Annotated in this window: 22 protein-coding genes; 9 read left to right on the top strand and 13 right to left on the bottom strand. The window is 71.9% G+C overall.

Annotation, left to right across the window (positions count from 1 at the left end):
• Entirely contained in the window at positions 1-678 is a 678-nt protein-coding gene (locus tag ACIQM4_RS23050) for a uracil-DNA glycosylase (protein WP_401594608.1), read from the bottom strand.
• Positions 679-794: 116 nt separating this feature from the next.
• On the opposite strand from ACIQM4_RS23050, the gene ACIQM4_RS23045 reads away from it, so the two are divergent.
• Positions 795-1,841, top strand: coding sequence for an N-acetylglucosamine kinase (locus ACIQM4_RS23045; RefSeq protein WP_401594606.1), 1,047 nt, complete (start codon positions 795-797; stop codon positions 1,839-1,841).
• Positions 1,842-1,956: 115 nt separating this feature from the next.
• Positions 1,957-2,877 (top strand): sirohydrochlorin chelatase, encoded by a 921-nt coding sequence (locus ACIQM4_RS23040; protein WP_401594603.1) that lies wholly within the window; start codon positions 1,957-1,959, stop codon positions 2,875-2,877.
• Positions 2,878-2,952: 75 nt separating this feature from the next.
• Here ACIQM4_RS23040 and ACIQM4_RS23035 read toward each other — a convergent pair whose 3' ends face one another.
• The 3 genes from ACIQM4_RS23035 to ACIQM4_RS23025 all read right to left on the bottom strand — a co-directional run bounded on the left by ACIQM4_RS23035 (position 2,953) and on the right by ACIQM4_RS23025 (position 6,699).
• A complete protein-coding gene (locus ACIQM4_RS23035) occupies positions 2,953-4,023 on the bottom strand; it encodes a lactonase family protein (RefSeq protein ID WP_401595049.1) in 1,071 nt (356 codons plus the stop codon).
• A 155-nt stretch (positions 4,024-4,178) separates the two neighbouring features.
• Positions 4,179-5,438, bottom strand: a complete 1,260-nt coding sequence (locus ACIQM4_RS23030; RefSeq protein ID WP_401594600.1) for a nitric oxide synthase oxygenase — start codon at positions 5,436-5,438, stop codon at positions 4,179-4,181.
• Positions 5,439-6,156: 718 nt separating this feature from the next.
• Positions 6,157-6,699: a potassium channel family protein gene (locus ACIQM4_RS23025; RefSeq protein WP_401594597.1), complete on the bottom strand. Its 543-nt coding sequence runs from the start codon at positions 6,697-6,699 to the stop codon at positions 6,157-6,159.
• Positions 6,700-7,088: 389 nt separating this feature from the next.
• On the opposite strand from ACIQM4_RS23025, the gene ACIQM4_RS23020 reads away from it, so the two are divergent.
• On the top strand, positions 7,089-8,315 hold the full coding sequence (locus ACIQM4_RS23020) for a cation:proton antiporter (RefSeq protein WP_401594594.1): 1,227 nt from the start codon (positions 7,089-7,091) through the stop codon (positions 8,313-8,315).
• A gap of 144 nt (positions 8,316-8,459) precedes the next feature.
• On the opposite strand, the gene ACIQM4_RS23015 is transcribed toward ACIQM4_RS23020, so the two are convergent.
• Positions 8,460-9,692, bottom strand: a complete 1,233-nt coding sequence (locus tag ACIQM4_RS23015) for a hypothetical protein (RefSeq protein WP_401595046.1) — start codon at positions 9,690-9,692, stop codon at positions 8,460-8,462.
• Between the two features lie 318 nt (positions 9,693-10,010).
• Positions 10,011-11,492 carry an FUSC family protein gene (locus tag ACIQM4_RS23010; RefSeq protein WP_401594591.1) on the bottom strand — a complete coding sequence of 494 codons (1,482 nt, stop codon included), beginning with the start codon at positions 11,490-11,492 and terminating at the stop codon, positions 10,011-10,013.
• 314 nt (positions 11,493-11,806) lie between these two features.
• On the opposite strand from ACIQM4_RS23010, the gene ACIQM4_RS23005 reads away from it, so the two are divergent.
• Both ACIQM4_RS23005 and ACIQM4_RS23000 read left to right on the top strand, forming a co-directional pair.
• Positions 11,807-12,286 (top strand): Lrp/AsnC family transcriptional regulator, encoded by a 480-nt coding sequence (locus ACIQM4_RS23005; RefSeq protein ID WP_401594589.1) that lies wholly within the window; start codon positions 11,807-11,809, stop codon positions 12,284-12,286.
• A 23-nt stretch (positions 12,287-12,309) separates the two neighbouring features.
• Positions 12,310-13,002, top strand: a complete 693-nt coding sequence (locus ACIQM4_RS23000; protein ID WP_401594586.1) for an HAD family hydrolase — start codon at positions 12,310-12,312, stop codon at positions 13,000-13,002.
• A gap of 130 nt (positions 13,003-13,132) precedes the next feature.
• On the opposite strand, the gene ACIQM4_RS22995 is transcribed toward ACIQM4_RS23000, so the two are convergent.
• Genes ACIQM4_RS22995 through ACIQM4_RS22980 form a run of 4 tightly spaced genes read right to left on the bottom strand, consistent with a single transcriptional unit; the run spans position 13,133 to position 17,410 of the window.
• Entirely contained in the window at positions 13,133-14,122 is a 990-nt protein-coding gene (locus ACIQM4_RS22995; RefSeq protein WP_401594584.1) for a zinc-dependent alcohol dehydrogenase family protein, read from the bottom strand.
• A complete protein-coding gene (locus ACIQM4_RS22990; RefSeq protein WP_401594581.1) occupies positions 14,119-15,000 on the bottom strand; it encodes a carbohydrate ABC transporter permease in 882 nt (293 codons plus the stop codon). Before ACIQM4_RS22990 ends, ACIQM4_RS22995 begins: the two co-directional genes overlap by 4 nt.
• Positions 14,997-16,034: a carbohydrate ABC transporter permease gene (locus ACIQM4_RS22985; RefSeq protein ID WP_401594579.1), complete on the bottom strand. Its 1,038-nt coding sequence runs from the start codon at positions 16,032-16,034 to the stop codon at positions 14,997-14,999. The genes ACIQM4_RS22990 and ACIQM4_RS22985 overlap by 4 nt, the downstream gene beginning before the upstream one ends.
• Complete coding sequence (locus ACIQM4_RS22980) at positions 16,031-17,410, bottom strand: ABC transporter substrate-binding protein (RefSeq protein ID WP_401594576.1); 1,380 nt, start codon at positions 17,408-17,410, stop codon at positions 16,031-16,033. The genes ACIQM4_RS22985 and ACIQM4_RS22980 overlap by 4 nt, the downstream gene beginning before the upstream one ends.
• A gap of 287 nt (positions 17,411-17,697) precedes the next feature.
• Here ACIQM4_RS22980 and ACIQM4_RS22975 point away from each other — a divergent pair, with 287 nt between their 5' ends.
• The 3 genes from ACIQM4_RS22975 to ACIQM4_RS22965 all read left to right on the top strand — a co-directional run bounded on the left by ACIQM4_RS22975 (position 17,698) and on the right by ACIQM4_RS22965 (position 23,528).
• Positions 17,698-18,468 (top strand): DeoR/GlpR family DNA-binding transcription regulator, encoded by a 771-nt coding sequence (locus ACIQM4_RS22975; protein WP_401594573.1) that lies wholly within the window; start codon positions 17,698-17,700, stop codon positions 18,466-18,468.
• Positions 18,469-18,735: 267 nt separating this feature from the next.
• On the top strand, positions 18,736-22,242 hold the full coding sequence (locus ACIQM4_RS22970) for a M28 family peptidase (RefSeq protein WP_401594571.1): 3,507 nt from the start codon (positions 18,736-18,738) through the stop codon (positions 22,240-22,242).
• Positions 22,243-22,472: 230 nt separating this feature from the next.
• Positions 22,473-23,528, top strand: a complete 1,056-nt coding sequence (locus ACIQM4_RS22965) for a YncE family protein (RefSeq protein ID WP_401594568.1) — start codon at positions 22,473-22,475, stop codon at positions 23,526-23,528.
• Positions 23,529-23,779: 251 nt separating this feature from the next.
• Here the strand turns inward: ACIQM4_RS22965 and ACIQM4_RS22960 are convergent, their stop codons facing one another.
• From ACIQM4_RS22960 to ACIQM4_RS22950, 3 genes are all read right to left on the bottom strand, one after another.
• Positions 23,780-25,144: an FAD-dependent oxidoreductase gene (locus ACIQM4_RS22960; protein ID WP_401594565.1), complete on the bottom strand. Its 1,365-nt coding sequence runs from the start codon at positions 25,142-25,144 to the stop codon at positions 23,780-23,782.
• Between the two features lie 507 nt (positions 25,145-25,651).
• A complete protein-coding gene (locus tag ACIQM4_RS22955; RefSeq protein ID WP_401594563.1) occupies positions 25,652-26,254 on the bottom strand; it encodes a class I SAM-dependent methyltransferase in 603 nt (200 codons plus the stop codon).
• A 49-nt stretch (positions 26,255-26,303) separates the two neighbouring features.
• On the bottom strand, positions 26,304-26,726 hold the full coding sequence (locus tag ACIQM4_RS22950; protein WP_401594560.1) for a YjbQ family protein: 423 nt from the start codon (positions 26,724-26,726) through the stop codon (positions 26,304-26,306).
• Between the two features lie 110 nt (positions 26,727-26,836).
• Between ACIQM4_RS22950 and ACIQM4_RS22945 the strand changes: the two genes are divergently transcribed.
• A complete protein-coding gene (locus ACIQM4_RS22945) occupies positions 26,837-26,920 on the top strand; it encodes a putative leader peptide (RefSeq protein WP_362415960.1) in 84 nt (27 codons plus the stop codon).
• Positions 26,921-26,996 lie beyond the last annotated feature (76 nt).

The raw sequence follows: 26,996 nt of genomic DNA, 5'->3' as shown, positions 1-26,996 counted from the left end.
TTACGGAAGCTGCCAGTCCACCGGGGCCGCTCCCTGGCGGGTCAGCAGTTCGTTGGTCCGGCTGAACGGCCGGGAGCCGAAGAACCCGCGGTCGGCGGACATCGGGGACGGGTGCACCGACTCCACCGACGGCACCTCCCCCAGCAGCGGGCGCAGCCTGCGTGCGTCACTCCCCCACAGCACCGCCACCATCGGCTTGCCGCGTGCCACCAGCGCCCGGATCGCCTGCTCGGTGACTTCCTCCCAGCCCTTGCCCCGGTGGGCGCCCGGCTTGCGGGGCGCGGTGGTCAGCGCCCGGTTGAGCAGCAGCACGCCTTGCCGGGTCCACGGCGTCAGGTCGCCGTTCGACGGGCGCGGCAGCCCCAGGTCCGTGTGCAGTTCCCGGTAGATGTTCTCCAGGCTGCCGGGGAGCACCCGCACATCGGCGTTCACCGCGAAGCTCAGCCCGATCGCCATTCCGGGCGTCGGGTAGGGGTCCTGACCGACGATCAGCACCCGTACGTCGTCGAAAGGCTGCTGGAAGGCCCGCAGCACATTCGCTCCGGCGGGCAGATAGGTGCGGCCCGCCGCCACCTCCGCCCGCAGAAAGTCTCCCATCGCCGCAATACGTCCGGCCACGGGCGCCAACGCCTGTGCCCACCCCGGCTCCACCACTTCGTTCAACGGTCGCGCTGTCACGGGCCTCACTCTACTGGCGTAGTACGACAACGCCCTGACCTGGGCTCCCCGTGGGCAGGACTGCGCTTCGGACCCCCTCCCCCGCGCCGCTCGCCCGAGGTAGGCTCCCGCGGACCATGGACATCCACACTGCGGGCAGCCCCCCTGGCGGTACGGCCGGGCGCGGGGAGTACGTCCTCGGCGTCGACTCCGGGGGCTCCGGTGTGCGGTTCGCGCTCGCGAGGGCCGGCAGTCTGGCGCCGGTGTCGCCCACGACCGTTTCCGCCGAGCCGGTACGCACCGGCGGCCGGGGTATCGACGCCGCGCACCTTTCCGCGCAACTTGTGCCCGCGGCACGGAAGTTGCTGGCCCGTGCGGGCGGCGGCGAACTGGCGGCAGTGTGCGTCGGCGCCGCGGGGATGGCGACCCTGGGCGACGGCCTGCGGGCGGAACTGCCCGGTCTGCTGTTCCGGGAGTTCGGTGTGCGGAAGGTGGCGCTCGCCGCCGACGCCGTGACCGCGTACGCCGGAGCACTCGGGCCGCGACCGGGGGCGGTGGTCGCGGCGGGCACCGGTCTGATCGCCCTGGGCACCGACCTGGCCACGTGGCGGCGGGCCGACGGCTGGGGCCATCTGCTCGGTGACTGCGGGGGCGGGGCGTGGATCGGACGGGCCGGGCTCGAAGCGGCGATGCGCGCCCATGACGGCCGGCGCGGCGGGTCGGCCGCGCTGCTGGAGCGGCTCGAAGCGGTCTTCGGCCCAGCGCAGGGACTACCGGGGCAGCTGTATCCGCGTACCGACCGGCCCGCCGTTCTCGCCTCGTTCGCCCCGGAGGTGGCCGCGTGCGCGCCGCGGGACCCGGTGGCCGCCGGCATCCTGCGGGAGGCCGCCCGTCATCTCACGGACGCGGCCGCCGCCGTGTGCCCGCCGCGGCACGACGGAGCGGACCTGGCGTCGCCCGGCTGCGAGGTCGCGTTCACGGGCGGCCTGCTGCGGCTGGGCGATCCTCTCCTCGTCCCTCTGCGCGCGGCTCTCGCGGAGGGGCTGCCGCAGGCGCGGTTCGTTCCGGCGGCGGGGGATCCGCTGCACGGGGCACTGGAGATCGCCTCGGCACTCGCCACCGGCACCCTGTCATTTCCGCCCGATCCGCACATGTTGCATGTATCGGGACATCAAACCCGCTGAGTGACTGGGCATTCACCGCCATCCATCGTCATGCACTGGATAAAACGGGACAGATACCGCTCGAATACACCCTCCCCGAACGGCGGCACCCGCAAAGCCAGTAGCATGCGGCGCCATGAGCTCCCCCACTGGGCCCGCTTCCGGCCTGCCTGTACGAATGCCGCGCCCCCGCCAGCCCGGACGCCACCGCCGTCCGGAGCCCGTGGCCGCTCCCGAGGGTGCGCCCGCACTCGTTCTCGCCGTTCCCGGCGAGCCGTCCACCGCCACGCGCAGCCTGGCGGAAGAACTCCTGAGCATCGCCCGCTCCGAGCTGCCGGGCCTCGACGCCCGCATCGGTTACCTCGACGGTGACGACCAGGGCGAGTACCCGACCCTGGACGCCGTGCTCGCGCACGCCGCCGCCGAGCGCACCGCCCGCTACCAGCAGGCCCTGGCCGTCGGCCGCGAGGTGGCGGCGCCCGAGGGGCCCGTCGCCGTCGTCGTGCCGCTGCTCGCCGGGCCCGAGGCCGCCACGATGCGCCGCATACGGCAGGCGCTCGTGGACAGCCACGCCGCCGCCGAGCTGACCGACGTCCTCGGCCCGCACCCGCTGCTCGCAGAAGCCCTGCACGTGCGCCTCTCGGAGGCCGGTCTGTCGCGCGCGGACCGCGCCCGGCTGTTCACGGTCGCCACGGCCGCCGACGGCATCGTGCTGGCGACGGTCGGCGGCGAGGAGGCCGTGCAGGCGGCCGGGATCACCGGGATGCTGCTGGCCGCGCGGCTGGCCGTGCCGGTGATGGCCGCCGCGCTCGACGAGGAGGGCTCGATCGCCTCGATCGCCGAGCAGCTCCGCGGTTCGGGCTCCGCGAACCTGGCGCTCGCCCCGTACCTGATCGGCCCGGAGGTCGCCGCCGACCTGCTGGAGACCGCCGCGAAGGAGGCGGGCTGCGCGTTCGCCGAGCCGCTGGGCGCCTACCCGGCGATCGGCAAGCTGGTGCTCTCGCAGTACACGACGGCGCTGGGCATCACCCCGCAGCAGGCGGCGCCGGTCCACTGACCGGCCGCGCCCGCTCACGTACGCAGAAGGCCCGCACCTGATCGCCGAGGGTGCGGGCCTTGCGCGTACGCCGGGTCAGCCGAGGACCACGCAGGAGGCCGCCGGTGCGTCGAGCGAGCCCGCCAGGCGCGGGATCCCGCTCTCCTGGTCGACGTCGAACCAGGTGACGTCCCCCGAGCGCTCGTTGGCCGCGTAAAGGCGGCGGCCCGTCGGATCGAGGACCAGGTCACGCGGCCAGTGACCGCCGCACGGAACGGTGGTGCGCAGTTCCGGGCGCGCGGCGTCGGCCGGGAGGGCGAACACCGAGATGCTGTCGTGGCCACGGTTGGCGACCCACAGGAAGCGTCCGTCGGGGGCGACAACGACCTCGGAGGCGTAGCTGGCACCCTCGACCGGCTCCGGCAGCAGCGGGACCTCCGAGAGCCGCGTGAGGGTGCCTTCGGCGGCGTCCCAGCGGCAGACGGTCATGGTGGGTGCCAGCTCGTTGACGACGTAGGCGTGCGTGCCCGCCGGGTGGAAGGCCAGGTGGCGGGGGCCGCTGCCGGCGCGCAGGGCGACCTCGGCGCGCACGCTCAGGGTGCCGGTGTCCGCGGCGAGCGCGCAGACCCGGACCGAGTCGGTCCCGAGGTCGACGCTGAGCACCCAGCGACCGCTCGGGTCCGGCAGCACCTGGTGGGCGTGCGGGCCTTCCTGGCGTTCCGGGTCGGGGCCGCTGCCGTGGTGGTGCAGTACGCAGGACGGGGCGTCCAGGGCTCCGTCGGCGCGCAGCGGGAGGACGGTGACGCTGCCGGAACCGTAGTTCGCGGTGACCACGTGGCCGTCGGCGAGGGCGAGATGGGTGGGTGAGCCGCCGCCGGCCGGCACCGGCTCCCCCAGCTGCCGCGGCAGCGCGTCGGCAACGTCGAATGCCGCGACCGCACCTTGGTCCCGCTCGCTCACCGCGTACAGGACCCGGCCGTCGGGGGCGAGCGCCAGGTACGACGGATCGGCGACGGCAGCGGTGGCGCCGAGCGCGGTGAGCGCGCCGGTCCGCGGGTCCACGGCCGCGGTGAGGAGTCCACGTCCGCCCGCCGAGGTGAACGAACCGATGAACGCACGCGCCGGTCCTGGAGGTACCGGCGCGGCCGGCCCCTGCCCGGGGGCCACCTGTTCCGAGTGCGCGCCCGATGCCGTGCTGCTGCTCACCGTGCAGCCCCTTTCCGCGAGTGGGTGTGCGTGCGGGGCCGACGGTAGCAGGGCGGTCCGGACCGACCGGTGCCCGAACGGACCGCCCCGGACCGGTCAGGCCCCGGCGTGCCGGGTCAGTGGGCGCCCTCGCCCCGCGCCCGTACGAGCGCGTCCTCGTGGTGCGTGAACAGGGGGGTCAACTCGGTGTTGTCGTACGTCCGGTGGAAGACCGGGGTCGCCGCACTCGACATCGGCGGCACGATCCACGACCAGTCGGCGCCCACTTCCCGCCCCCTGGCCTCCTCGCGGTCGAGATGGGTGAGGAATCGTTCCGACTCGGTGTGGTGGTCGGTGATGGTGATGCCCGCGCGGTCGAAGGAGTGCAGGACGGCCCGGTTGAGCTCGACCAACGCCCGGTCCTTCCACAGCGAACGGTCGGAGCTCATGTCCAGGCCGAGGCGCGCCGCGAGCGCGGGCAGCAGGTTGTAGCGGTCGGTGTCGGCCAGGTCCCTGGCGCCTATCTCGGTGCCCATGTACCAGCCGTTGAAGGGGGCGCAGGGGTAGCAGATGCCGCCGATCTCCAGACACATGTGGGAGATCGCGGGCACCGCGTGCCAGCGCAGGCCCCACTCCTCGGCCCAGGTGTCCTCGGGGTGCCGGAGCGGCACTTCCAGGACCGCGTCGGCGGGCAGTTCGTACAACTGCGGCTTGTCGTCGCTGCCCTGCACGATCAACGGCAGTACGTCGAAGGGGCTGCCGGGGCCGCCGCGCCAGCCGAGCCGCGCGGCGAGCTGGGTGAGGCCCGCGTTGCGGGGGTCACCGACGATCTCGCCGCCCGCGGCGGTGTAACCGGCGTACCGGACGAGTTGTTCGTTCCAGATGCGGGGGCCGGGACGGGCCGGGGTGTCCGGGGCGAAGATCGTGATCAACGGGCGGATGCGACCGCCGTTGCCCGCCTCCCGGAGATGGTCGGCGCACTCGCGGGCGACGCCGTCGGCGTCGCTGACGTGACGCCGGTCGCGGACCCGCAGCGAGTTCCAGTAGAGACGGCCGATGCAACGGTTGCTGTTGCGCCAGGCGACCCGGGCGCCGAAGGCGAGTTCGCCGGGGGTGTGCCGGTACGTACCGGTGGCGTCGATCTCCGCGTGCACGGCGGCCAGTCGGGGCCCGGGGTCGCCGTGGGCGGGCATCTCGTGGTGCAGGAGGCGGACGAAGTCCTCGGCGAGGCGGTGCAGGGTGGCGAGGTCGGTGGCGTACGCGCGGTTGACGGGCTCCACGGCCGAAGGCCCGTCAGGAAGCGCCGGCAGCAGGCCCGCACCGTGGGCGACGGGGCACCGGGCGGCGGACTCGAAGGCCGGGAGCGCGCGGTCGTGCTGCTCGGGAGCGGGGAGCATGCGGTCTTGCTGCTCGGGAGCGGAGAGCAAGTGGTCACGCTGCTCGGGAGCGGGCGCGGGGCCGGGGACGCTCGCGACAGCCGGGGCGGGCGCGCCAGGGGGCGGGAGGAGGAAGTCCTGGGCGTCCGGGACCGGGGCACTCCGCACCGGAGCGTCCGGAACCGGGAACCGCTGAGCAGGGGCGACCGGCGTCGGACCGCCGGTGCCGAGCACCCGACCGCCAGGACCAGTCGTCGGACCGCCAGTGCCAAGCACCGGACCGCCAGGGCCAGTCGTCGGACCGGCCGCGCCGAACACCGCACCGCCCGGGAAGCCCGGGGCGGGGGTCGGTCCGGGGACCGACCCGGGTATCGGGTCGGCAGTCGGCCCCGGTATCACTCCGGCGGCTCGCTCAAGGTCATCGCGCATCCTGCTCCCATCCCCAGACATCAACGATCTACGCCCGGAATTCCGTCCCGCCGGATCGTTTCTCCGCATGATGCCGCCGGGTTTACCCCCGATGTACGGCGATCGGCCGGTTGGGCACCGGCCGCCGGGGAGCGCGGAGAAGCCTACGGGAGCGTGCGAGGAGAGCCGCACGCCCCCTTCCGAGCGGAGAGCCCGTGCCCGTACCGGTCCAGCCCGTGCCCGTACCGGTCCTGAAGCGACGCCGACCGCCGGGCATCCACCCCGACCCGGCGACCGCGCGACCGCGCAACCGCGCAACCGCGCAACCCGCTCAGCCTCCGTCCCGCTCGGACCGGGGACCCCTGTGCCGCAGCAGGCGGACCCGGACCTGGCGCGAGAGCGCGGTGGCCGCCGCGGTGAGGAAGACGAAGCTGTACAGGACCTGGATGAGGGTCAGCGCCCGAGCCGCCTGGCCGCTGGGGCTGATGTCCCCGTAGCCGATCGTGGCCAGGGTGACCACGGTGAAGTACAGCGCGTCCACCCGGGTGCGCAACCCGACGAACTCGTGCGGCTGCTGCGCGAGTACGAAGTAGGCGGCGGAGAACACGCAGACCGACAGGCACATGAGTCCCGCGATGGTCCAGGCGGGCCGGGTGCCGCCCCTGCCGGTGATGACGGACTGGATCTCCACGAGCAGGCCCAGGGCGACCACGACCAGTGCGCACACCAGGACCAGCCAGCTCAGCACCGGCCGGTGCCGTCCGAGCACGTGCAGGGGCAGCAGGAAGTAGATCACCCCCATGGTCACGGCCGAGAACGCCAGGGCGGCAGGCCGGCGCATCCCGTGCGCCGTCTCCCTCACACTGTTCGTCACCTGGGCCGGTACCGCCGTTTCGTGATCGTCCGGTGGGTGCCTGGGCGTCCACGGGATGCCCGGCCGCCCGTCTCCGGGTGGGGTGCCGTCGCGGACTCGTCCGTGAGCGACGGCGCCGTACAGGGCGCGGTACGAGGTGTCCTCCGGCGTCGTACCGGACCGCGGTCCCGCATCAGGACGCCCGCGGCCGGCTCGGGTCAAGTCTGGCGCGCAGGCCCCGCGCCCTCACCCGGGCGGGCCCGTCCGGGTGAAGTACCCAGCTCCCACGCCCGGTTTCGCGCCCGCCCGCCGGAGTCACCCGCATGGTCCGCCCTCACGTGCCCCACCGGCCCCCTGCACCGATCGTCGGGGGAGCACCACGAACTCGCCGCCCAGCAGGGGACGCCGCCATGGACCACCCGGGAACGCTGATCCTCATCATGGCCGCCGCGGTACTGGCCCCCCTGCTCGCCCACGGCTGCGCACGCCGGATGAGGGTCCCCCTGGTCATCTTCGAGATCCTGCTCGGCATCCTGCTGGGTCCCGACGTACTCGGCTGGGCCCACTCGAACGAGGTCATCGACGCGCTCGCGGACCTCGGCCTGTCGATGCTCATCTTCCTCGCGGGCTACGAGATCCAGTTCGGTGCCATCCGCGGCGACACGTTGAACCGTTCCGTACGTGCCTGGGGGCTCTCGCTGGTGCTGGGGCTCGGCATCGCGTTGGCCCTGACCGGCCTGGACTTCGACCGGAGCGTGATCATCGGTACCGCGCTCACCAGTACGGCACTCGGCACGGTGCTGCCGCTCCTGCGCGACAGCGGTGATCTGCGGGGCAGGTTCGGCACGGTGGTGATGGCCTTCGGTTCGGTCGGTGAGTTCGGGCCGGTCATCGCCATCTCGGTCCTGCTCAGCGGGCGGGCGCCGGGCGCGGCGACCCTTGTCCTCGGGGTGTTCGCCGTCGTCGCCGCGGCAGCCTTGTGGGCGGCACTGCGCCCGCGGCCCGCGTGGTTCGTCCGGGTCGTCCACACCACCCTCCACACGAGCGGCCAGTTCGCGGTCCGGTTCGTGATGCTGCTGCTCTTCGCGATGCTGGGCCTGTCGTACGCCTTCGGTCTCGACGTCCTCCTCGGCGCCTTCGTCGCGGGCCTGCTCACCCGGCTGGTCCTGCGGGGCAGCTCGCCGGAGGACAGCGAGAACGTCCTGGGCAAGATCGAGGCGCTCGGTTTCGGTTTCCTGGTGCCACTGTTCTTCATCGTGACGGGGATCGAGTTCGACCTTTCGGCGCTGCTCGACGGCGGTCGCCCGCTCCTGCTGCTGCCGGTGTTCCTGGTCCTGTTCCTCGTCGTGCGGGGACTGCCGGCGTACGCGTTCGCTCCGCGCGACCTCTCGCCGCTCAGCCGCAGGGCGCTGACGGTCTACTCCGCCACCTGCCTGCCGCTGGTCGTCGCGATCACGACGATCGGGCTCGACGACAAGGCGGTGGGGACGGGTGAGGCGGCGGCGCTCGTCGGCGCGGCCATGATGTCGATGCTCGTCTTCCCGCTGCTCGGGCTGCGGATGCGGGCCAAGGAGAAGGGAGCGGGCGAGGGGCCGGACCGGCCCTCCTCCGCGCCGGACGGGACGGAGACCTGGTGAGTCGGGTCGCGCGGACAGGGGCGAGCCGGGGCGCGCGGGCAGGGGTGTGCAGGGCCACGCGGGCAAGGGGCGAGCCGGGTCGCGCGGGTAGCGGGTCCGCGCCGCAAGCTTCCCCGAGCGCGTCGTGGTGACCGGTCCGCCCGGTCAGAGGAGGCGCTCTGGGCGCACGGCGCCCGCCCCGTCCGGCCGCTGTGCCAGGAACTCCACCACCGCCAGCAGGAACAGCAGACACAGGGCGATCCCGACCACGACCCAACCGGTGGGGTAGGACCACCACAGGTGGACGAGCAACGCGGCAGCGACCAGCACCCAGGTGAGAGAGGTGCGGTGGCGGCGGACGAAGGGACCGACCGGCCCCAGTCGCATTCCGCCGCGGTCGGCGGTGGACCGGACGGCTCCGATGCCGGACGTCCACAGCCCGCGGACCAGAGCCGCCCGGCGGCCGGGCCCGGTGAGCCACGCCGCCAGGGCGACGACGACGCCGAGCGCCACGACCGAGCGGACCATGGTGAACATGGTTCGCGTCAGCGTGTCGTACACCGCCGCCGCCGCATCCTGCGAGACGTCCACGGGCAGCCTGTCGAGGTAGAACACGCGGAGGACGCGCAGCCCGACCCCGAGCAGTCCGCAGGTCACGGCAACGGCCAGGGCCGCGCCGGCCAGGGCCCTTCGCCTGCGTGGCGACAGCAGCACCCCGGCAGTGACAAGGACGAGGGCGATGACGGGAAGCCAGTTCCCGGCCAGTTGCAGCAGCCGCACGTACGACTTGGCCCTGCCGACGTCGTCCGACCTGACGAGCGTGAAGTCGGTGTGGATCTCGGGGATCCGGTTCGCGACCGTCATGCCCTCGTCGACGAGCCGTTCCTTGACCCGGTCGACGAACGGCGCCAGGTCGAGCGTGACGGTGTCGCCCTTCAACTGGACCGCTCCCCCGCCGCTTCCGGTCAGTGCCTTCCGGAGCGAGCTCTGGGCCCGCCGGTTCGCCTGGTTCCAGAAGTCGCGGAACGCGTCGGAGCCGGCCACGGCACGCGCCTGGTCGTGCACGAAGCTGTGGACGGCCCCCTCCAGCGAGTCGCCGAGCCGGCCCAGGGCCTGTGCCAGCCGGGGTCGGTCGGCGGCGGCCACGTCGGACAGCAGTGTCGACAGATCGATCCTGGCCGTCAGGGCGTCCGTGGCCCGGTCGGCGACGGCGTCCTGCACTGCGGGGTCGTCGGCGAGGGGGCCGACCGTGGCGACGTACCGGTCCGTGTCACCGACCGTGCCGGCCGCCCAGGAGGCGACGGCGGCCAGGGGTGCGAGCAGGCAGCCGATCATGATGAGTACGGTGGCCAGGAACGACCGGCCGCGATGTCCCCGGCCGCCCCGCTGCGCTTCCATGGCCGCGACCCGGCCGCGCAGTTCGCGTAGTTCGGCCTGCTCGTCCGTGCCAGCGGGCCCCTTGTCCTCGCTCACCGCTGCCTCCTGGGGGTCGCCCTGCGGCCGTCATGCCTCCGGGTGCGGCCGGGCGGGCTGCGAAAGCGTGCGCCACGGCCCCAGCGTCGCCGCTGACAGCTACTGCCGCCATTCCAGCCGGTCCGTCCGAAACCGGGTCTGCGTCCCACGCCACCGGACACCGGACCGAGGGAGCCCGTCCGCGGCGCGGAAGCCTGCGGCCGTCGGCGCGGAAGCCTGCGGCCGTCGGCACGGGTGATTCGGCTAGCGGGACGCCGGTCGCGCGGCGAGGGGTGCGGCCAGCTGTGCCAGGGCGCGTTCGATCGCGTGCAGGTGCAGCAGGGCCGCCACGTCTGCGGCGTTCTCCTGGCCGAGGACGGACTCGGTCTCCGGGTGCGTGGTGTCCGGGGACGTGAGTGCCTCGACCGCTCGCTCCACCCGGTAGCAGGCGGCGGTGAGGCGTGCGTCGTGGGACGCCTCCGCGTCCGCCGCGATGCCGGCCAGCGCCCGGATCTCACGGGCGCAGTCGTCGAGCAGGGCGAGCACCTGGCGCGCTCGTGCCTTGCGGCCCCGCAGCGGACTCAGGGGGTGTACGAGCGGTGCCAGCGAGAGCCGGACGCGGCCGAGCAGGAGTTCCAGCTCCGCCACGCCCGGGGCGGGATCCGCGTCGGGTTTCCCCGCCAGCCGGGCCGCCGCGTCCTCCGTGCAGGTGTGCACGCACTGCACGGCGCGGTGGATCCAGGCGTGGGTGGTCGCGTGGGTCGTCACCGGCAGGACGAGCAGCACGGCGAGCGCCACCCCGGCCGCCCCGGCCCCCGTCTCGGCCAGGCGCAGGACCAGGAGGTCATGGTCGAGTACGCCCAGGAGCCCGTAGAGCAGGCCCGCCATCACGGTCACCGCCAGCATCATCCAGGTGTACGAGACGGCGGCGGTGTAGAAGATCCCGAAGACGCAGAGCGCGACGAGGACGGCGGTGGGAACGGGCGCCCCGTCGAGTTCGACCGCGACCACCAGGCCGATGACGATGCCCGTGAGCGTGCCCGCCACCCGGCGGAAGCCGCGTACGAGCGTCTCTCCCCGTGAGGTCGTGTTCACGAAGATCCACCACACGGTGCCCACCGCCCAGTACCAGCGCTCCTCGGACAGGAGCTGCCCCACGCCGAGGGCGAAGGCGGACGCCACCGTCGCCTGGATCGCCTGCCGGGTGGTGACCCTGGACAGCCGGCGTCCGGGCACCGGGACCGGAAGGACCGGCGGCGGAACCCGCCTCTCGTAGCACCAGAACCCGAACCGCACCGCCGAGGAGGCGGTGAGCGCGAGTGCGACGGCGGTGTACAGCTCGGGCAGCTGCGCCGGCACGGCGTGGAGAAACTGCGTCATGAAGAACGCCATGAACGCGAAGATCCCCAGGGCGTGCCCCCGCGGCCCCCACCGGCGGGCGTACACGCCCACCCCCACCACGGCGAGGAAGGCCGCGTCCCGCAGCAGGGCGTGACCGTGCAGCGCGGTCGCGAGCGCCAGTACCGGAAAGCCGACGACCGGCAGCAGCGCGGTGGTGACCGCCTGTCTGCGGACGGTGGGATCGCCGACCGTGAAGAGGGCCAGCAGCGCGGCGAGGCCGGCCGTGATCGCCGCGACCAGCGAGTGACCGACCAGCCCCGAGAGGGTGACGGCCAAGCCGATGCCAAGGACGGCGCGCAGCGCGCTGCGCAGCCGCATCCGGCCCGGGTCCGGTGCGTGGAACATCCTCTTCACAGCGGTGACCCCGCCCCCTCGGTCGTGTGCGGACAACAAGCTTTCGAAATGGACAGCAAGGCGCCGGACAGGAAGCGTCCGGACGTCCGCGCGGCCGGACGCGGCGCGCGGCGGCATGGAAAAGGCGCCGCCCGGTCCGGTGCGGCGCCGTCGCCGCTCCGGGCGCTGTGCGGCGCCATCAGTGGCCTCAGGAAAGCATCTGGTGGGACAGTGGCTCAACTCGTGCTGCGGGGACTGGACCAATGGCCCACAATGGAGGCGTACGGCAGGGCCGGCGGCGGACCAACGGACCATGGAGGGGCAACTTGTCAGTGGATGCGCTCGACACCCGCATTCTGCGACTGCTCATCGAGCAGCCGCGCACGAGCGTGCGGGAGTACGCGCGGATCCTGGGCATCGCGCGCGGCACGCTCCAGGCACGGCTGGACCGGCTGGAGCGGGACGGGGTGATCACCGGGACGGGCCCCGCCCTCTCCCCCGCCGCACTCGGCCACCCGGTGCTGGCGTTCGTGCACGTGGAGGTCACGCAGGGCCATCTGGACGACGTCGGGGACGCGCTCGCCGGAGTGCCGGAGATCGTGGAGGCGTTCTCGATCACGGGCGGCGGGGACCTGATGACCCGGGTGGTGGCGCGCGACGCCGGGCACCTGGAGGACGTCATCCAGCGGCTGATCCAGGTGCCGGGTGTGGTCAGGACGCGTACGGAGGTGGCGCTGCGGGAGCGGGTGCCGCACCGGTTGCTGCCGCTGGTGGAGGCGATCGGAAAGGCGGCCGGGGTGCGTTGATCCGCATGCCTCATGCTGTGCTCATGAGCACCCCACGCCCCCTTTCGGTCATCTTCGATCTCGACGGCACCCTGGTGGACAGCGAGCCGAACTACTACGAGACCGGGCGCAAGCTCCTCGCGTCGTACGGCGTCGATTACACCTGGGAGGAGAACACCCGGTTCATCGGGATCGGCACGCGCGAGACGCTGGAGATCCTCCGGGAGACCTACGGGATCGCCAAGGCCACCGACGAGCTGCTCGCCGACTACAACCGGCTGTACCTGGAGCTGGCCCGCGCCTCCACCGAGGTCTACCCGGAGATGCGCCAACTGGTGGAGCGGCTGCACACGCAGGGGGTACCGATGGCGGTCGCGTCGGGTTCCTCCCGGGCTGCCATCGAGGCGGTCCTCGCGGGTACCGGGCTCGACGCGTACCTGGGCGAGGCGGCGGGAGCGGTGATCGTCTCCGCGGAGGAGGTGGCGCACGGCAAGCCCGCCCCCGACGTCTTCCTGCGGGCCGCCGCGCTGCTGGCGGCGGAACCCGGCTACTGCGCGGTGTTCGAGGACGCGGCACCGGGGGTGACGGCGGCGCTGGCGGCGGGCATGCGGTGTGCGGCGATCCCGTACGTACCGGGCAGCGAGGACGACCCGGCGTTCGGCACCGCCGACCTCCTGTTCCGGGGCGGGCACGCGGACTTCACCGCGCAGGCGGCGTACGTGTGGCTGGGGCTCTGAGCGGGGGCACACGGCGGGTCCGGCACGGGACGGCGGCGGCCGGGGTGAGCCGCTGTGCCTACGGCGCCTGGGGCAGACGGCGGGCACGGGACGGCGGCGGCCGGGGTGAGGCCTCCGCCTACGGCGCCGCTCACGGCTCCACGACGATCTTGCGCCCCTTCCCCGCCCGGAACCGCTCCATGGCCTGCGCGTACTGCTCCAGCGGCAGCCGGTCGCTGATGAAGACGGCCGGGTCGAGAACACCGGCGGCGAAGAGTGCCGCGGCGCGCTCGTAGCTGTGCAGGACCGCCATCGAGCCGGTGATGGTGATCTCCTGGTTGTAGATCCGGTACGGCTCGACGGTCGCGGTCGTCGCGTAGTCGGCGACCCCGAACTGCAGGAAGGTGCCGCCCTTGGCGACGCGGCCGAGCCCGTCCTGGATGGCGGCCGCGTTCCCGGTGGCGTCGACGACGAGGTCCCAGCCCTGCGGCCGGTGCAGCTCGTCGGCGTACGCACCGGAGCCGTCGACCCCCAACTGCCGCGCGGTGGCCAGGCGTTCGGGATTGACGTCGAGTATGTCGACGGACGCGGCCCCGGTCCGCTTGGCCAGTTCCAGCATCATCAGGCCCATCGTCCCCGATCCGTAGATCAGCACCTCGGCGCCGAGGTTCCCGCTCAGCACGTCGTAGCCGCGCACCGCGCAGGACAGCGGCTCGATGAGCGCCGCGTCCCGTACGTCGACGTGGGCGGGCAGCCGTACGCAGTTGGCCACCGGGGCACGGGCGAACTCGGCTGCGCCGCCCGCCACGGTGACGCCGATCGCCGCCCACCGGTCGCAGAGGTTGCCGCGCCCCGACCGGCAGTACTTGCACTCGTGACAGTGCAGGGAGGGATCCACGGCGACCAGGTCCCCCACCGCCAACTCGGTGACGTCGGAGCCCACTTCGACGATCTCACCCGCGAACTCGTGCCCGGGGACGATCGGCAGTGAGGGCGCGAACTCGCCCTGCAGGATGTGCAGGTCGGTTCCGCACAGTCCGCAGGAGGCGACCTTGACGATCACGTCGCGCGGCCCCGGCTCCGGGTCGGGGACGGTGGTGACCGACACCTTGCCGGGTGCCTCGACGATCGCTGCCCTCATTTGACGGCTCCAAGGGAAAGGCCCTGGACGAGCTTGTCCTGGGCTGCGAAGCCGGCGGCGAGCACCGGCAGGGACACCACGACGGACGCGGCGCACAGCTGGGCGAGGAACAGGCCCTGGCTGGTGACGAATCCGGTGAGGAAGACGGGGGCGGTCTGGGCGGTCACGCCGGTGAGCACCCGGGCGAAGAGCATCTCGTTCCAGGAGAAGATGAAGCAGATCAACGAGGTGGCGGCGATGCCCGGGCCGGCCAGCGGGGCGACGATCCGGGCCAGCACCGTCGGCAGCCGCGCCCCGTCCACCTGTGCGGCCTCGATGATGGAGAGCGGGATGTCGGCGAGGAAGGACTGGAGCATCCACACCGCGATCGGCAGGTTCATCGAGGTGTACAGGACGACGAGCAGCCAGACGTTGTCGAGCATCCCGACGCTCTTCGCGAACAGGTACACCGGGAGCAGTCCGGCCACCACGGGCAGCATCTTGGTGGACAGGAAGAAGAACATGACGTCGGTCCACTTGCGGACCGGTCTGATCGACAGCGCGTAGGCCGCCGGGAGTGCCAGCAGCAGCACCAGCGCCGTGGACACCAGGCTCGCCGTGGCCGAGTTGATGAGGGAGGGCCACGGGCTGGCCCCTCCCCCGGCCCCGAAGAACTCCCGGTATCCGTCGAAGGTGAGGGCGGCGCCGAGCGACGGCGGGTTGGTCGCGGCGTCCGGCTCGGAGTGCAGCGAGGTGAGCAGCATCCACAGCGCGGGCAGGCAGAAGAGCAGGCCGGCCGCCCAGGCGAGCAGCCCGAGCCAGGTGGAGCGCCGCTTCGCCCTGCGGGCGGCGGGTGGCAGTGCGGCGCGCGGGGGGCGTCGTACGGCTGCGGTGGTCATGACCGGGTGGCCTCCTCCTGGAAGAGGGACGAGACGACGCGCAGCGCGAAGGTCGCGATGACCAGGGTGCCGATGACCACCAGGACCCCTGCCGCGGAGGCCAGTCCGTACTCGTGGGCCTGGTAGAAGGTCTGGTAGATGGTGTAGGGCAGGTTGGCGGTGCCCAGGCCGCCGGAGGTGATCGTGAAGACGGCGTCGAAGTTCTGCACGATGTAGATCGATCCGAGCAGGACACCCAGTTCGAGGTAGCGGCGCAGATGGGGCAGGGTCAGGTAGCGGAACATCTGCCAGGCGCTCGCCCCGTCGAGGCGGGCCGCCTCCATCATGTCCGGCGGCCGGCTCTGGAGTCCGGCCAGCAGGATCAGCATCATGAACGGCGTCCACTGCCACACCAGCGAGGCCTCCACCGCGAGCAGCGGCATCCCGGAGATCCAGTCGGGCTGGGCGGGGCTGTCGTTGCCGAAGAGGCCGCCGACCCAGTTCCAGGCCCCGTTCAGCAGGCCGTACTCCGGGTTGTACAGGGCGTGCTTCCACAGCAGCGCCGCGGAGACCGGGACGATCAGGAACGGGGTGATGAGCAGGGTCCGCACCAGTCCGCGGCCCAGGAACACCCGGTCGAGCAGCAGGGCGAGCAGCAGGCCGAGGACGACGCTGACCAGGACCACGGTCGCGGTGAGCGCCGCGGTGGTGGCCACGGAACCGCGCAGGTCTGCGTCGGTGGCGACGGTCGCGTAGTTCCCGAACCAGGTGAAGGAACGGGCGTCGGGGGCCAGCGAGTTCCAGTCGAAGAGGGAGATGACCAGGGTCGCCACGAAGGGCAGTTGGGTGACCGCGATCAGGAACACGAGGGCCGGCAGCAGCGGCGCCCTGGTGGCCCACGCCCGCGCCCCGCCCTTCTTCCTCGGCCTGGGCGGTACGGCGCGGGTGGAGGTCGCACCCGGCGGTCCTGCGCCGTCCGAGCCGTTGGCGTGCCGCCCGTCCGGGCCGCCCGTCCGGCCTGCCGGCGGCCCCTCCACCGATCCGGGGGCCGTCATTTGCGGTACTCCTTGCCGACCTTCTCCGCCAGTTCCTGCGACTTCGCGAGGGCCTCGTCCACGCTCTGGCGGCCGGCGATGGCGGCGCTGATCTCCTGCGAGACCTTGGTGCCGAGGTCGGTGAACTCGGGTACCCCGACGAACTGGATGCCGGGCGCGGGGCGCGGCTGCACGCCCGGGTCGTCCGGTTGCGCTCCCCTGATCGCGTCCCGGGTGACGTCGGCGAAGGCCGCCGCCTCCTTGAGGTAGTCGGGGTTGCTGTAGGTCGAAGTGCGTTTGCCCGCAGGTACGTTGCTCCAGCCGATGGTCTTTCCGACCAGGGCCTCGTACTCCTTGCCCGACGCCCAGGAGATGAACTTCCAGGCCTTTTCGGTGTTCTTGGAGGCCTTCTGCATCCCCCAGGCCCAGGTGTAGAGCCAGCCCGAGTTCTTGGTCTGCTCCACCGGGGCCTGGACGTAACCGATCTTCCCCTTCACCGGGGAGTTGCCGGCCTCCAGCGAGCCGGCGGCGGCCGTGGCGTCGTACCACATGGCGGTCTTGGACTGGGTGAGGTTGTTGAGGCACTCGGCGTACCCGGACTGGGGTGCGCCGGACTCGCCGTGTTCGCGGACGAGGTCGACGTAGAACTTCGTGGCCTTCTTGAACTCGGGCGAGGTCAGCCGCGCCTGCCAGTCCTCGGTGAACCAGGTGCCGCCCATGGTGTTGACCACGGTGGTCAGCGGGGCGATGAGCTCGCCCCAGCCGGGCAGTCCGCGCAGACAGATGCCCTTCATGCCGGGCTTGGCACCGTCCGTCTTGGCCGCCAGGTCGGCGACCTGCTGCCAGGTGGGACGTTCGGGCATCGTCAGCTTCTTCTCGGCGAAGACGTCCTTGCGGTACATCAGGAACGACGACTCGCCGTAGAAGGGCTCGGCGTAGAGCTTGCCGTCCTCGGCCGTGAGGGACTTGCGCAGCGGTTCGAGGATGTCCTGCTGGTCGAAGGCGGGGTCCTTGGCGACGTACTCGTCGAGGGGGTGCAGCCATTCGTTCTTGGCGTAGAACGGCACCTCGTAGTTGCTGATGGTGGCGACGTCGTACTGCCCGGCCTGGTTGGAGAAGTCCTGGCTGATCTTGTCGCGGACGTCGTTCTCGGGCAGCACGGTGAAGTCGACCTTGATGCCGGTCTCCTTGGTGAAGTGCGCGGCGGTCAGCTTCTGCAGTTCCACCATCTGCGGGTTGTTGACCATCAGGACGCGCAGGGTGTCACCGCCGGACGAGCTGCCGCCCGCGCCACTGCATCCGGCGAGCAGTGCCGCCACCGCGACGGCGGCTCCCGCGCGGGCTCCGGTCCTCGCGCGGCGGGCGCGGTACCTCTCGTGGCCGGGGGGGAAGGGCATGGCGCCTCCTGCTGCCTGGACGGATCAACCGGCGCCCTCACAAAGGGCGTTGGGGTACGGCGGGGCGGTGTGTGGTTCCGTTGTACGGGCCCGTCCGAGCCTCGGCCAGACTGAGCGCCGAACGGATACCGCCCGGTTGTGCCCGCTTCGGTCCGGGCATCGGCGCAGGTCATTCACCGTGTGGTGACCCTCCGTCAGGGGCCGGGTGCCCGAATCGGGTTCCGCCACGACCGTTCGATGCCCGCTCCGTGCGGGCAGGATGACCTGCGGGAGAGTGGAGGCACAGGGTGCGGGTCACGGATGCGGACTCCAGGCGGCGCACGATCGTCTGGCGGGCACGGCACGACGGCGAGGTCGAAGTCACCGCCTTGGCGGCGGAGTTGGCGGTGTCACCGGAGACGGTGCGGCGCGATCTGCGCGCCCTGGAGGAGCTGGGCCTGGTCCGGCGCACGCACGGCGGCGCGTACCCGGTGGAGAGCGCGGGCTACGAGACGACACTCGCCTCCCGCACCGTGCGGCACGTGCCGCAGAAGGCGCGGATCGCCGCCGCCTGCGCCGAGCTGATCGGGGAGGCCGAGACGGTCTTCATCGACGAGGGCTACACCCCGCAGCTGATCGCGGAGGCACTGCCCAGGGACCGCCCGCTGACCGTCCTCACCGCCTCGCTCGCGGCGGCCTCCGTCCTCGCGGGGCGCGACAACACCCAGGTACTGCTGCTCGGCGGGCGGGTGCGCGGCGGCACCCTGGCCACGGTCGACCACTGGGCGACGGACATGCTGGCCGGTTTCGTGATCGACCTGGCGTACGTGGGGGCGAACGGGATCTCCCGCGAGCGCGGCCTGACGACGCCCGACCCGGCGGTCGGCCATGTGAAGGCGCGGGCGATGCGCTCGGCGCGGCGGCGGATCTTCGCGGGGATCCACACGAAGTTCGGCGCGGTGAGCTTCTGCCGGTTCGCCGAGGTACGGGACTTCGAAGCGATCGTCACCGACACCTCGCTGCCCGCCAACGAGGCTCATCGCTATGCCCTGTTGGGACCCCAGGTCGTACGCGCCTGACCAACCCGTCGGCCGCCCGCCCCCACCCCGTACCCGCGCACCGGTCACCGGCCTGCCTCGCGCCCGCACCCCCTGGGCCCCGCTCGTGGGCACGGGCCCATAACGCGCGCCGTATGCCCTTCCGGGATGGCCCCTGTCGTCATGTCCACGCCCATACTCGCGACGTACGCGTGAAGCAGGTGTGACGCCGAGGTGAGGTGTCGCGCACATCCGCGCGTACCGCAACGCACGGCTCTCCCCACCCCCCACCCACGATCGGAGTGGACGTTGCAACCCACCAGATGGACGGCGTCCGTGGCGGCGCTGGCGCTGACCGCGGGCCTCGCGAGCACGCTGACGAGTCCCGCTTCCGCCGCAGCGCAACCCCCGCAGCAACCGCAGGCCCCGTCGGCGGCGCGGGCGATCGCCGCGGCCGACCAGGCCGTACGGAGCGGTCTCGACGCCGCGGTCAACAGCGCGTCCCAGACCTACGAGAGACGCCAGGTCACGCCCTGGGTGAAGGACCTCTACTCGGTGGCCTACGAGCGGAGTTACCGGGGCCTTCCGGTCGTCGGCGGCGACGCGGTCGTACTCGCGGACGGCGCGGGCAACGTACGCGCCCTGCAGTCGGCGTCGCAGACGCGCCTCGACGTCGCCACGCGGCCCGAAGTGAGCGCGCAGCGGGCCGAGGCGCTGTCGCGCGCCAGGCAGACCAGGACCGAGAAGGTGACGAGCAGCCGGCTCGTGGTGAAGGTCAAGGACGACAGGCAGACCCTGGCCTGGGAGACCGTACTGGCCGGGCGCCAGAAGAAGGCGCCGAGCAAGCTGCACGTCTTCGTCGACGCGCGGACGGGTAAGATCGTCGACAGCTACGACGAGGTGGCCGCGGGCACCGGCAACAGCAAGTGGAACGGACCGGGCCCGCTCAGCATCAGCACCACCGCGTCCGGCTCCACCTACTCCCTGCGTGACCCGAACCGCGCGGGCCTCAGCTGCGCCGATTACAGCACCGGAACGGTCTACTCGAAGTCGACGGACTCCTGGGGGACGGGCAACCCCACCTCCAGGGAGACCGGCTGCGTGGACCTGATGTTCGGCGCGCAGAAGCAATGGGACATGCTCGGCCAGTGGCTCGGCCGGGGCGGCGTCGACGGCAACGGCCGGACCTTCCCCGGCAAGGTGGGCCTGAACGATCTCAACGCGTACTGGGACGGCAGCTCCGTCACCATCGGACACAACAGCGCCAACGAGTGGATAGCGGGCGTCGACGTCGTCGCCCACGAGTACGGGCACGCCATCGACACCCACACCCCCGGCGGCACCGGCGGCCAGGAGTCGGGGCTCGGTGAGGCGACCGGCGACATCTTCGGCGCGCTGACCGAGGCGTACATCAACGAGCCGTCCCCGTACGACACCCCCGACTACACCGTCGGCGAAATGATCAACCTCCAGGGCCGCGGCCCGATCCGCAACATGTACAACCCGCCGGCCGTCAACAACGACCCGGCCTGCTACAGCTCCTCGATCCCCGGCACCGAGACGCACGCCGCGGCGGGGCCGCTGAACCACTGGTTCTACCTGCTCGCCGAAGGCACCAACCCGGGCGGCGGGAAGCCGAACTCCAGCACCTGCAACCAGTCCACGCTGACCGGCGTCGGCATCCAGAACGCGGGCAAGATCTTCTACGGCGGGATGCTGCTCAAGACCAGCAGCATGTCGTACCGGAAGTACCGCACGGCGACGCTGAGTTCCGCCAAGTCCCTGGACCTGGCCACCTGCAACCTGTTCAACAGGACCAAGGCCGCGTGGGACGCGATCAGCGTGCCCGCCCAGGCCGGTGACCCGACCTGCACCCCGAGCGGTCAGAACAACGACTTCTCGATGGCCCTCAACCCGGCCGCCGGGACCGTCCAGCAGAGCGCCTCGGTCACCACCTCGGTGGTCACCAACACCACCACCGGCTCCGCACAGTCCGTGGCACTGACCGCGAGCGGTCTGCCCGCCGGGGTCACCGCCTCCTTCAGCCCGGCCACCGTGCAGTCCGGCCAGTCCTCGGTGCTGACGCTGACCGCCACCGCGAACGCGGCGCCCGGCGCGTCCACGATCACCGTCAAGGGCCAGGGCAGCACGCTCTCGCACACGGTCGACTACGCGCTGAACGTGGGCGGCACCCAGGAGCCGAACGATCCGCCGGACATCGGCGTCGACAACGTCCGTGCGCACCTCGCCCAGTTCGCCACCATCGCCGCCCAGAACGGCGGCAACCGCAGGGCGGGCAGCGCCGGTTACACCCAGTCCCTGGCGTACGTGACGGGCAAGCTGCAGGCCGCCGGCTACACGGTGACCGAGCAGGCCTGCACCACCTGCACCTACCCCTCGAACAACCTGATCGCCGACTGGCCCGGCGGGCCCGCCGACCAGACGGTCATGTTCGGCGCCCACCTGGACGGCGTCTCCGCGGGGCCCGGCATCAACGACAACGCCTCCGGGTCGGCGACCCTCCTGGAGAACGCGCTGGTCCTCGCGCAGAAGAACCCGACCATGACCAAGCACGTGCGGTTCGCCTGGTGGACGGACGAGGAACAGGGGCTCAACGGCTCCGAGTTCTACGTCAACCGCCTCACCGCGGCGCAGCGTTCCGCGATCAAGGGCTACTACAACTTCGACATGGTCGGCTCGACGAACGCCGGCTACTTCATCAACAACGTCAACTCGACCACCGCGGCACCGCTGAAGGCGTACTGGACCTCACTGAACCTCGCCCCCGAGGAGAACGTCGAGGGCCAGGGCCGCAGTGACGACGCCTCGTTCCAGGCGGTGGGCATCCCGACGTCCGGTTACGCGGCGGGGGCGAGCGCCCGCAAGAGCGCCGCGCAGGCCCAGAAGTGGGGCGGCACGGCGAACGCGGCGTACGACTCCTGCTACCACAGCGCCTGCGACACGACCAGCAACATCAACGCCACGGTCCTGGACCGCAGCGCGGACGGCGTCGCCCACGGCATCTGGAAGACCTCGGTGGGCACCGGCACCCCGGCGCAGGACTTCTCGGTCGCGGTCAGCCCGGCCGCCGGCAGCGCGAACCCGGGCGGCTCCGCCACCGCGACGGTCAGCACCCGGACGGTGAGCGGCAGCCCCCAGCAGGTCGCGCTGAGCGTCTCCGGCGCGCCCGCCGGGGTGAGCGCCACACTGAGCCCGGCCTCGGTCCAGTCCGGCAGCTCCTCGACGCTGTCCGTACAGGTCGGCGCTACCACGGCCGCCGGTACGTACACCCTGACGGTCACCGGTTCGGGGACGAGCACCCGCAGCACCACGTACACCCTGACCGTCGGTGGCGGCACCGGCTGCACCCCGCGCCAGATCGTCACCAACAGCGGTTTCGAGAGCGGGAGTTCGGGCTGGACGGCGTCCGAGGGTGTCATCACCACCCAGGCGGGCCAGCCGCCGCACGGCGGCAGCTACAAGGCGTGGCTGAACGGCTGGGGTTCGGCGCACACCGACAGTGCCGCCCAGACGCTGACGGTCCCGGCGGGCTGCGCCTCGTACCAGCTGTCCTTCTTCCTGCACATCGACACGGACGAGTACGAGAACGTCGCGTACGACCGCTTCACCGTGCAGGTCGGCGGTCAGACGCTCCAGAGCTTCTCCAACGTGGACGCCAACTCAGGCTACGCGCAGAAGACCTACGACCTGGCCCAGTTCGCGGGGCAGAGCGTCACGCTGAAGTTCAACGGCACGGAGGACCAGTCCCTCCAGACGTCCTTCGTGGTGGACGACGTGACGGTGCAGGTGAGCTGAGACAGACCTGACCGGCACCCGCACGGTTCCCCTCCCGGCTGCGAAGTCGGGAGGGGAACCCTTTTCCGTGCACCGAAAACCAGCCAATCCACGTCGCCCACCTGCGAGTTGTCAGCAGGTGTGACCGGAGCCACACAGCTCTCCGTCCTTCACTTAGGCAAGCCTAAGCTAAGTTAATTCCTGTCCGCCTCCCACCCGGAGGCACCTGACATTCAGGAGATTGACTCGGCATGACCACCATCACCCGCCGCTTCCGTCGCACCGCAGCCACCGCCGTCGCCCTCGCCGCCGGCTGCTCCCTCGGGCTGACCGGTACCGCTTCCGCGCACGGCAAGCCCGCCGCAGGTTCGACCGTCACCTCCGCGCAGCTCACGGCAGGCCTCTACCAGTCCTCGTACTCGGAGCGGAACCACGTCCTGTGGGCCACCGCCGCCGTGGGCCGCCCGCCGGTCACCAACTCCTCGCTGCTGAAGGTCGACCCGGGCACGCTGAAGGTGAAGGCCACGTACACGCCGCCGGTCACGGACGCCGCCACCGGCGCCGTCGAAGCGGTCTACGGAGTCGCGGTCGACGACGAGCACAACACCGTGTGGACGACCAACACCCGCAACAACTCGGTCTCCGTCTACAGCCAGCGCGACGGCAAGCACCTGGCGAGCCTGCCGAACGTGGCGCACGCCCGCGAGATCGTGGTCGACGAGCGGCACAACACGGTGTGGGCGAGCGGCTTCGGTGACGGCACGCTGGTCGCGTTCGACTCGCGCACGTTCAAGGAGAAGAAGCGGGTGACGGTCACCGGCAGCCAGCCCACCGGTCTCGCCCTGAACGAGCGCACCGGCACGGTCTACGCCGCCGACCTCGGCGGCGACCGCGTCGTGGAGGTCTCGCCCTACGCCAAGGAGCCGCGCCTGATCCCCGCGGGCGACGGTCCCATCTCGGTTGCGCTGTCCGCCGACGGCCGCACCGCTTACACGGCCGACCAGACCGCGGGCACCCTCTCCGTCATCGACGTCCGCAAGGGCGCGGTCACCAAGACGGTCCCGACGGGCGCGGGCGCACTGTCCGTCGCCGTCGACCCGCGCAGCGGCAAGGTCCTGGTCGCCAACCGCACGGCCGGCAACGTCACGCTCGTCGACCCGCGCAAGGGCGCGGTGGTGGAGACCCTGGCCACCGGCGCCAACCCGAACCACGTCACCGTCTCGCGCGGCACCGCGTACGTGGTCGACAAGTCCGCCGTCGGCGCGGAGCGCCAGGACCAGGCACACCGCATCAGCATCGGCCGCTGACTCAACGACGGCCTCGCTCGCACCGGCCCGTCGAACCCGCCGCACGGGGTTCGACGGGCCCGCCGTACCGAACCGGTACGGGACCGACGGGCCCGCCGTACCGAACCCGCTGTACGGGAGCCGGGGCCACGGCCCCGGCCTCCCCGCTTTCCGGCCGGGGCCCCGGCTCCCGTACGGCCCGTGTGCCACTGGGCCCGACACGAGATCGTGTCGGGCCCAGTGGCACACGCGTCGCTACCGCTTCGGGGGTGTCAGGCGCCGCTGGCCCTCAGCATGTCCTCGCGCTCGACGAGCTTGACGCGGGCGCGGCCCTGGGGCTCACCGAGGGCCTTCTCGGCCGCGTCCAGCTTGTACCAGCCGTCCCAGGTGGTGAAGCGGACGTTGCGCGCGCCGAGGAACGCCTCGACGGCTTCCGGCTCCGGCGACGCGGGCTCGGGCAGCGCGCCGCTCGCGAAGTCCGCCAGCAGATTGGCGACGGTCTCGTTGGCGTCGCCCTTGGTGTGCCCGATGAGGCCGACGGGCCCCCGTCGGATCCAGCCGGTCACATACGTCGACTGCAGGTGCTCGCCGGACTCCTCGACGACCCGGCCGCCGACGTCGGGAACGGTGCCGGACGCGACGTCCCAGGGCAGCTTGGGCAGTTCGTCGGAGAGGTAGCCGACGGCGCGGTAGACGGCGCCGAGCTCCCAGTCCTTGAACTCGCCGGTGCCCTTGACGTTGCCGGTGCCGTCGAGGGCGGTGCGCTCGGTGCGCAGCGCGACGACCTTCCCGTCCTCGCCGAGGATCTCGACGGGGTTCTCGAAGAAGTGCAGGAACAGCTTGTGCGGACGCTGCCCGACGTCGCGGATCGCCCAGTTCTCCAGGGTCTTGGCGACCATGTCGGCCTGCTTGTTGCCGCGCCGGGTGGCGATCGAGCCCTCGTCGTAGTCGATGTCCTCGGGGTCGACGATCACCTCGATGTTCGGCGAGTGGTCGAGCTCGCGCAGCTCCATCGGGCTGAACTTCGCCTGCGCGGGGCCGCGGCGGCCGAAGACGTGGACCTCCAGGGCCTTGTTGGCCCGCAGTCCCTCGTGGACGTTCGGCGGGATCTCGGTCGGCAGCAGTTCCTCGGCCGTCTTGGCGAGTATGCGGGCGACGTCGAGGGCGACGTTGCCGACGCCGAGCACCGCGACCTTCTCGGCCTCCAGCGGCCAGGTGCGCGGCACGTCGGGGTGGCCGTCGTACCAGGAGACGAAGTCCGCGGCGCCGTAGGACCCGTCGAGGTCGACGCCGGGAATGTCGAGCGCCCGGTCGGCCGTCGCACCGGTGGAGAACACCACCGCGTCGTAGAACGAACGCAGATCGTCCAGGCTGATGTCGCCCGGGTAGTCGACGTTGCCGAAGAGGCGGATCTGCGGCTTGTCGAGCACCTGGTGGAGGGCCGTGATGATGCCCTTGATCCGCGGGTGGTCGGGGGCCACGCCGTAACGGATCAGGCCGAACGGGGCCGGCATCCGCTCGAAGAGGTCGATGGAGACTCCGGGCTCGGCCGCCACGGCGGATTTCAGCAGTGCGTCGGCAGCGTAGATCCCGGCGGGGCCGGCTCCGACAATTGCTACCCGCAGGGGGCGAGGCATGTTCAGGTTCCCTTCGAGGGGCGGCAAGCGAATCATCGCGAAGCCTAAACTAAGGGCAACCTAAGTCAGTAGGCGGGTCCGCTCTATGGCCTCATAAGGCTGCCTTATGGGATCTCAAAGCACGCGCGAGACCCCTGACGCACCGGGTCGTCCCCTGCACCTCCGCGTCGATGGGCGGGGCAGGGATCTGGTGGCGGACATCCGGCTGAGGGCGACGGACGCCGGACTGACGTTCGGAAGCGGTCCGGAAAGCCGCCCTCCTCCTGGCGGTCTCCGGCCGCCGGAGCTACCCGGGCGAACTGGCGGGTCCGGGAGCCGCCACGCTGCTGCGGACAGCCTGACCACCTGAGACCCGTAAGACCCAAGGCTGCAACCCCGGCCTGGCACCCACCTCGACCTGAGCACCGACCTCGGCCCGAGCAACGATCTCGTCCTGGGCCCTCGGCCCGAGCAGCGATCTCGTCCCGGGCACCGGCCTCCACCCCGGCCGGACGAGCTCGGCCGTGCTTACCGGCTGTGGACGCTGACGGCGTAGCCGCCGCCCTCGTAGGGGTCGGCGTCCCAGGTGGCGAACCGGTCGACGAGGGTGAGGCCGGCCGCGGCGCAGCACTCGTCGTAGTCCGACAGCGCCAGACCCGGCGGCACCGGCAGGTGGGCCTCGTCCAGACCGAACCCGGCGACCAGCAGACCACCCGGCCGCAGGGTCGCGGACAGACGTTCCACCACCGTGGCCTCGGTGCCTGGGGCGAGCAGCGGGAAGATGTTCCCCGCGGCGACAACGAGGTCGAAGTCCGCGAGACCGGGCCTGTCCGGCTCGAACTCGGCCAGGTCGAGCTGGAACCAGGGCAGTCCGGGCGCCTGCTTCCGCGCCACCGCCAGCATCGACGCGTCGAGATCCACCCCGACACAGTCGTACCCGAGTTCCGCGAGCCGGATCGCGACACGTCCGGTACCGCATCCGGCGTCCAGCACCCTCGCCCCGGCGGGCACGAGAGCCGCACAGAACCGGGCCTCACCGTGCACGTCCTTGCCGCCACGGGCCAGGGCCTCGAAGCGCGCGGCGTAATCGTCTCCGGACGCCCTTCCGGTCAACTCGGTCCAACGGCTCATGACCCCAACTCTAGGACCGAGAGGTTCCTGCGCCCGCGGCAGCCCCGGGTCAGCCGAGAAAGCTCAGCCGCACTTTCCGGTCCGGGTTGTCGACGTTGGTGTCGACGAGGCAGACCGACTGCCAGGTGCCCAGTTCCAGGCGGCCTGCGACGACCGGCAGGGTGGCGTGCGGCGGGACCAGGGCGGGGAGGACATGGTCGCGGCCGTGGCCGGGGCTGCCGTGGCGGTGCTGCCAGCGGTCGTCGGCGGGCAGGAGCGTGCGGAGGGCGGCGAGGAGGTCGTCGTCACTGCCCGCGCCGGTCTCCAGCACGGCGATGCCGGCGGTGGCGTGCGGGACGAAGAGGTTGAGGAGGCCGTCACGGCCGGCGGCGGCCTCGGTAAGGAAGCGTTCGCAGTCGGTCGTGAGGTCGGTGACGGTCTCCGTGGAGCCCGTGGTGATCTGCAGGACGCGGGTGGTGAATGTGTCGGCCATGTTTCCATGTTCGCGCACCCGGGCCGAAAGTGGCCGTCAGGCGGGATTCGGCATCCGGATCGTGGGACGACGGTTGACCGCGCCGAGGCGCGGTGGCTACGTTCTGCGCCATGTTGCGTTCAGCTCACCTCACCACGCGCGGTCACATCGACCTGCTGCGGGTGGCTTCCGCCGCCTGTCGTCGCGGCTGCTGACACACGCCTTCCTGCTTCTTCCGGGGTCCTGACCCCGTCGGCCCGTGAGTCCTTCCGGCTCCCGGCCCAGGTCACT

The sequence above is a fragment of the Streptomyces sp. NPDC091272 genome (assembly GCF_044757485.1).
Taxonomy (GTDB): domain Bacteria; phylum Actinomycetota; class Actinomycetes; order Streptomycetales; family Streptomycetaceae; genus Streptomyces.
The sequence above is the reverse complement of the archived record's forward strand: the minus strand, read 5'-3'. Positions and strand labels throughout refer to the sequence as shown.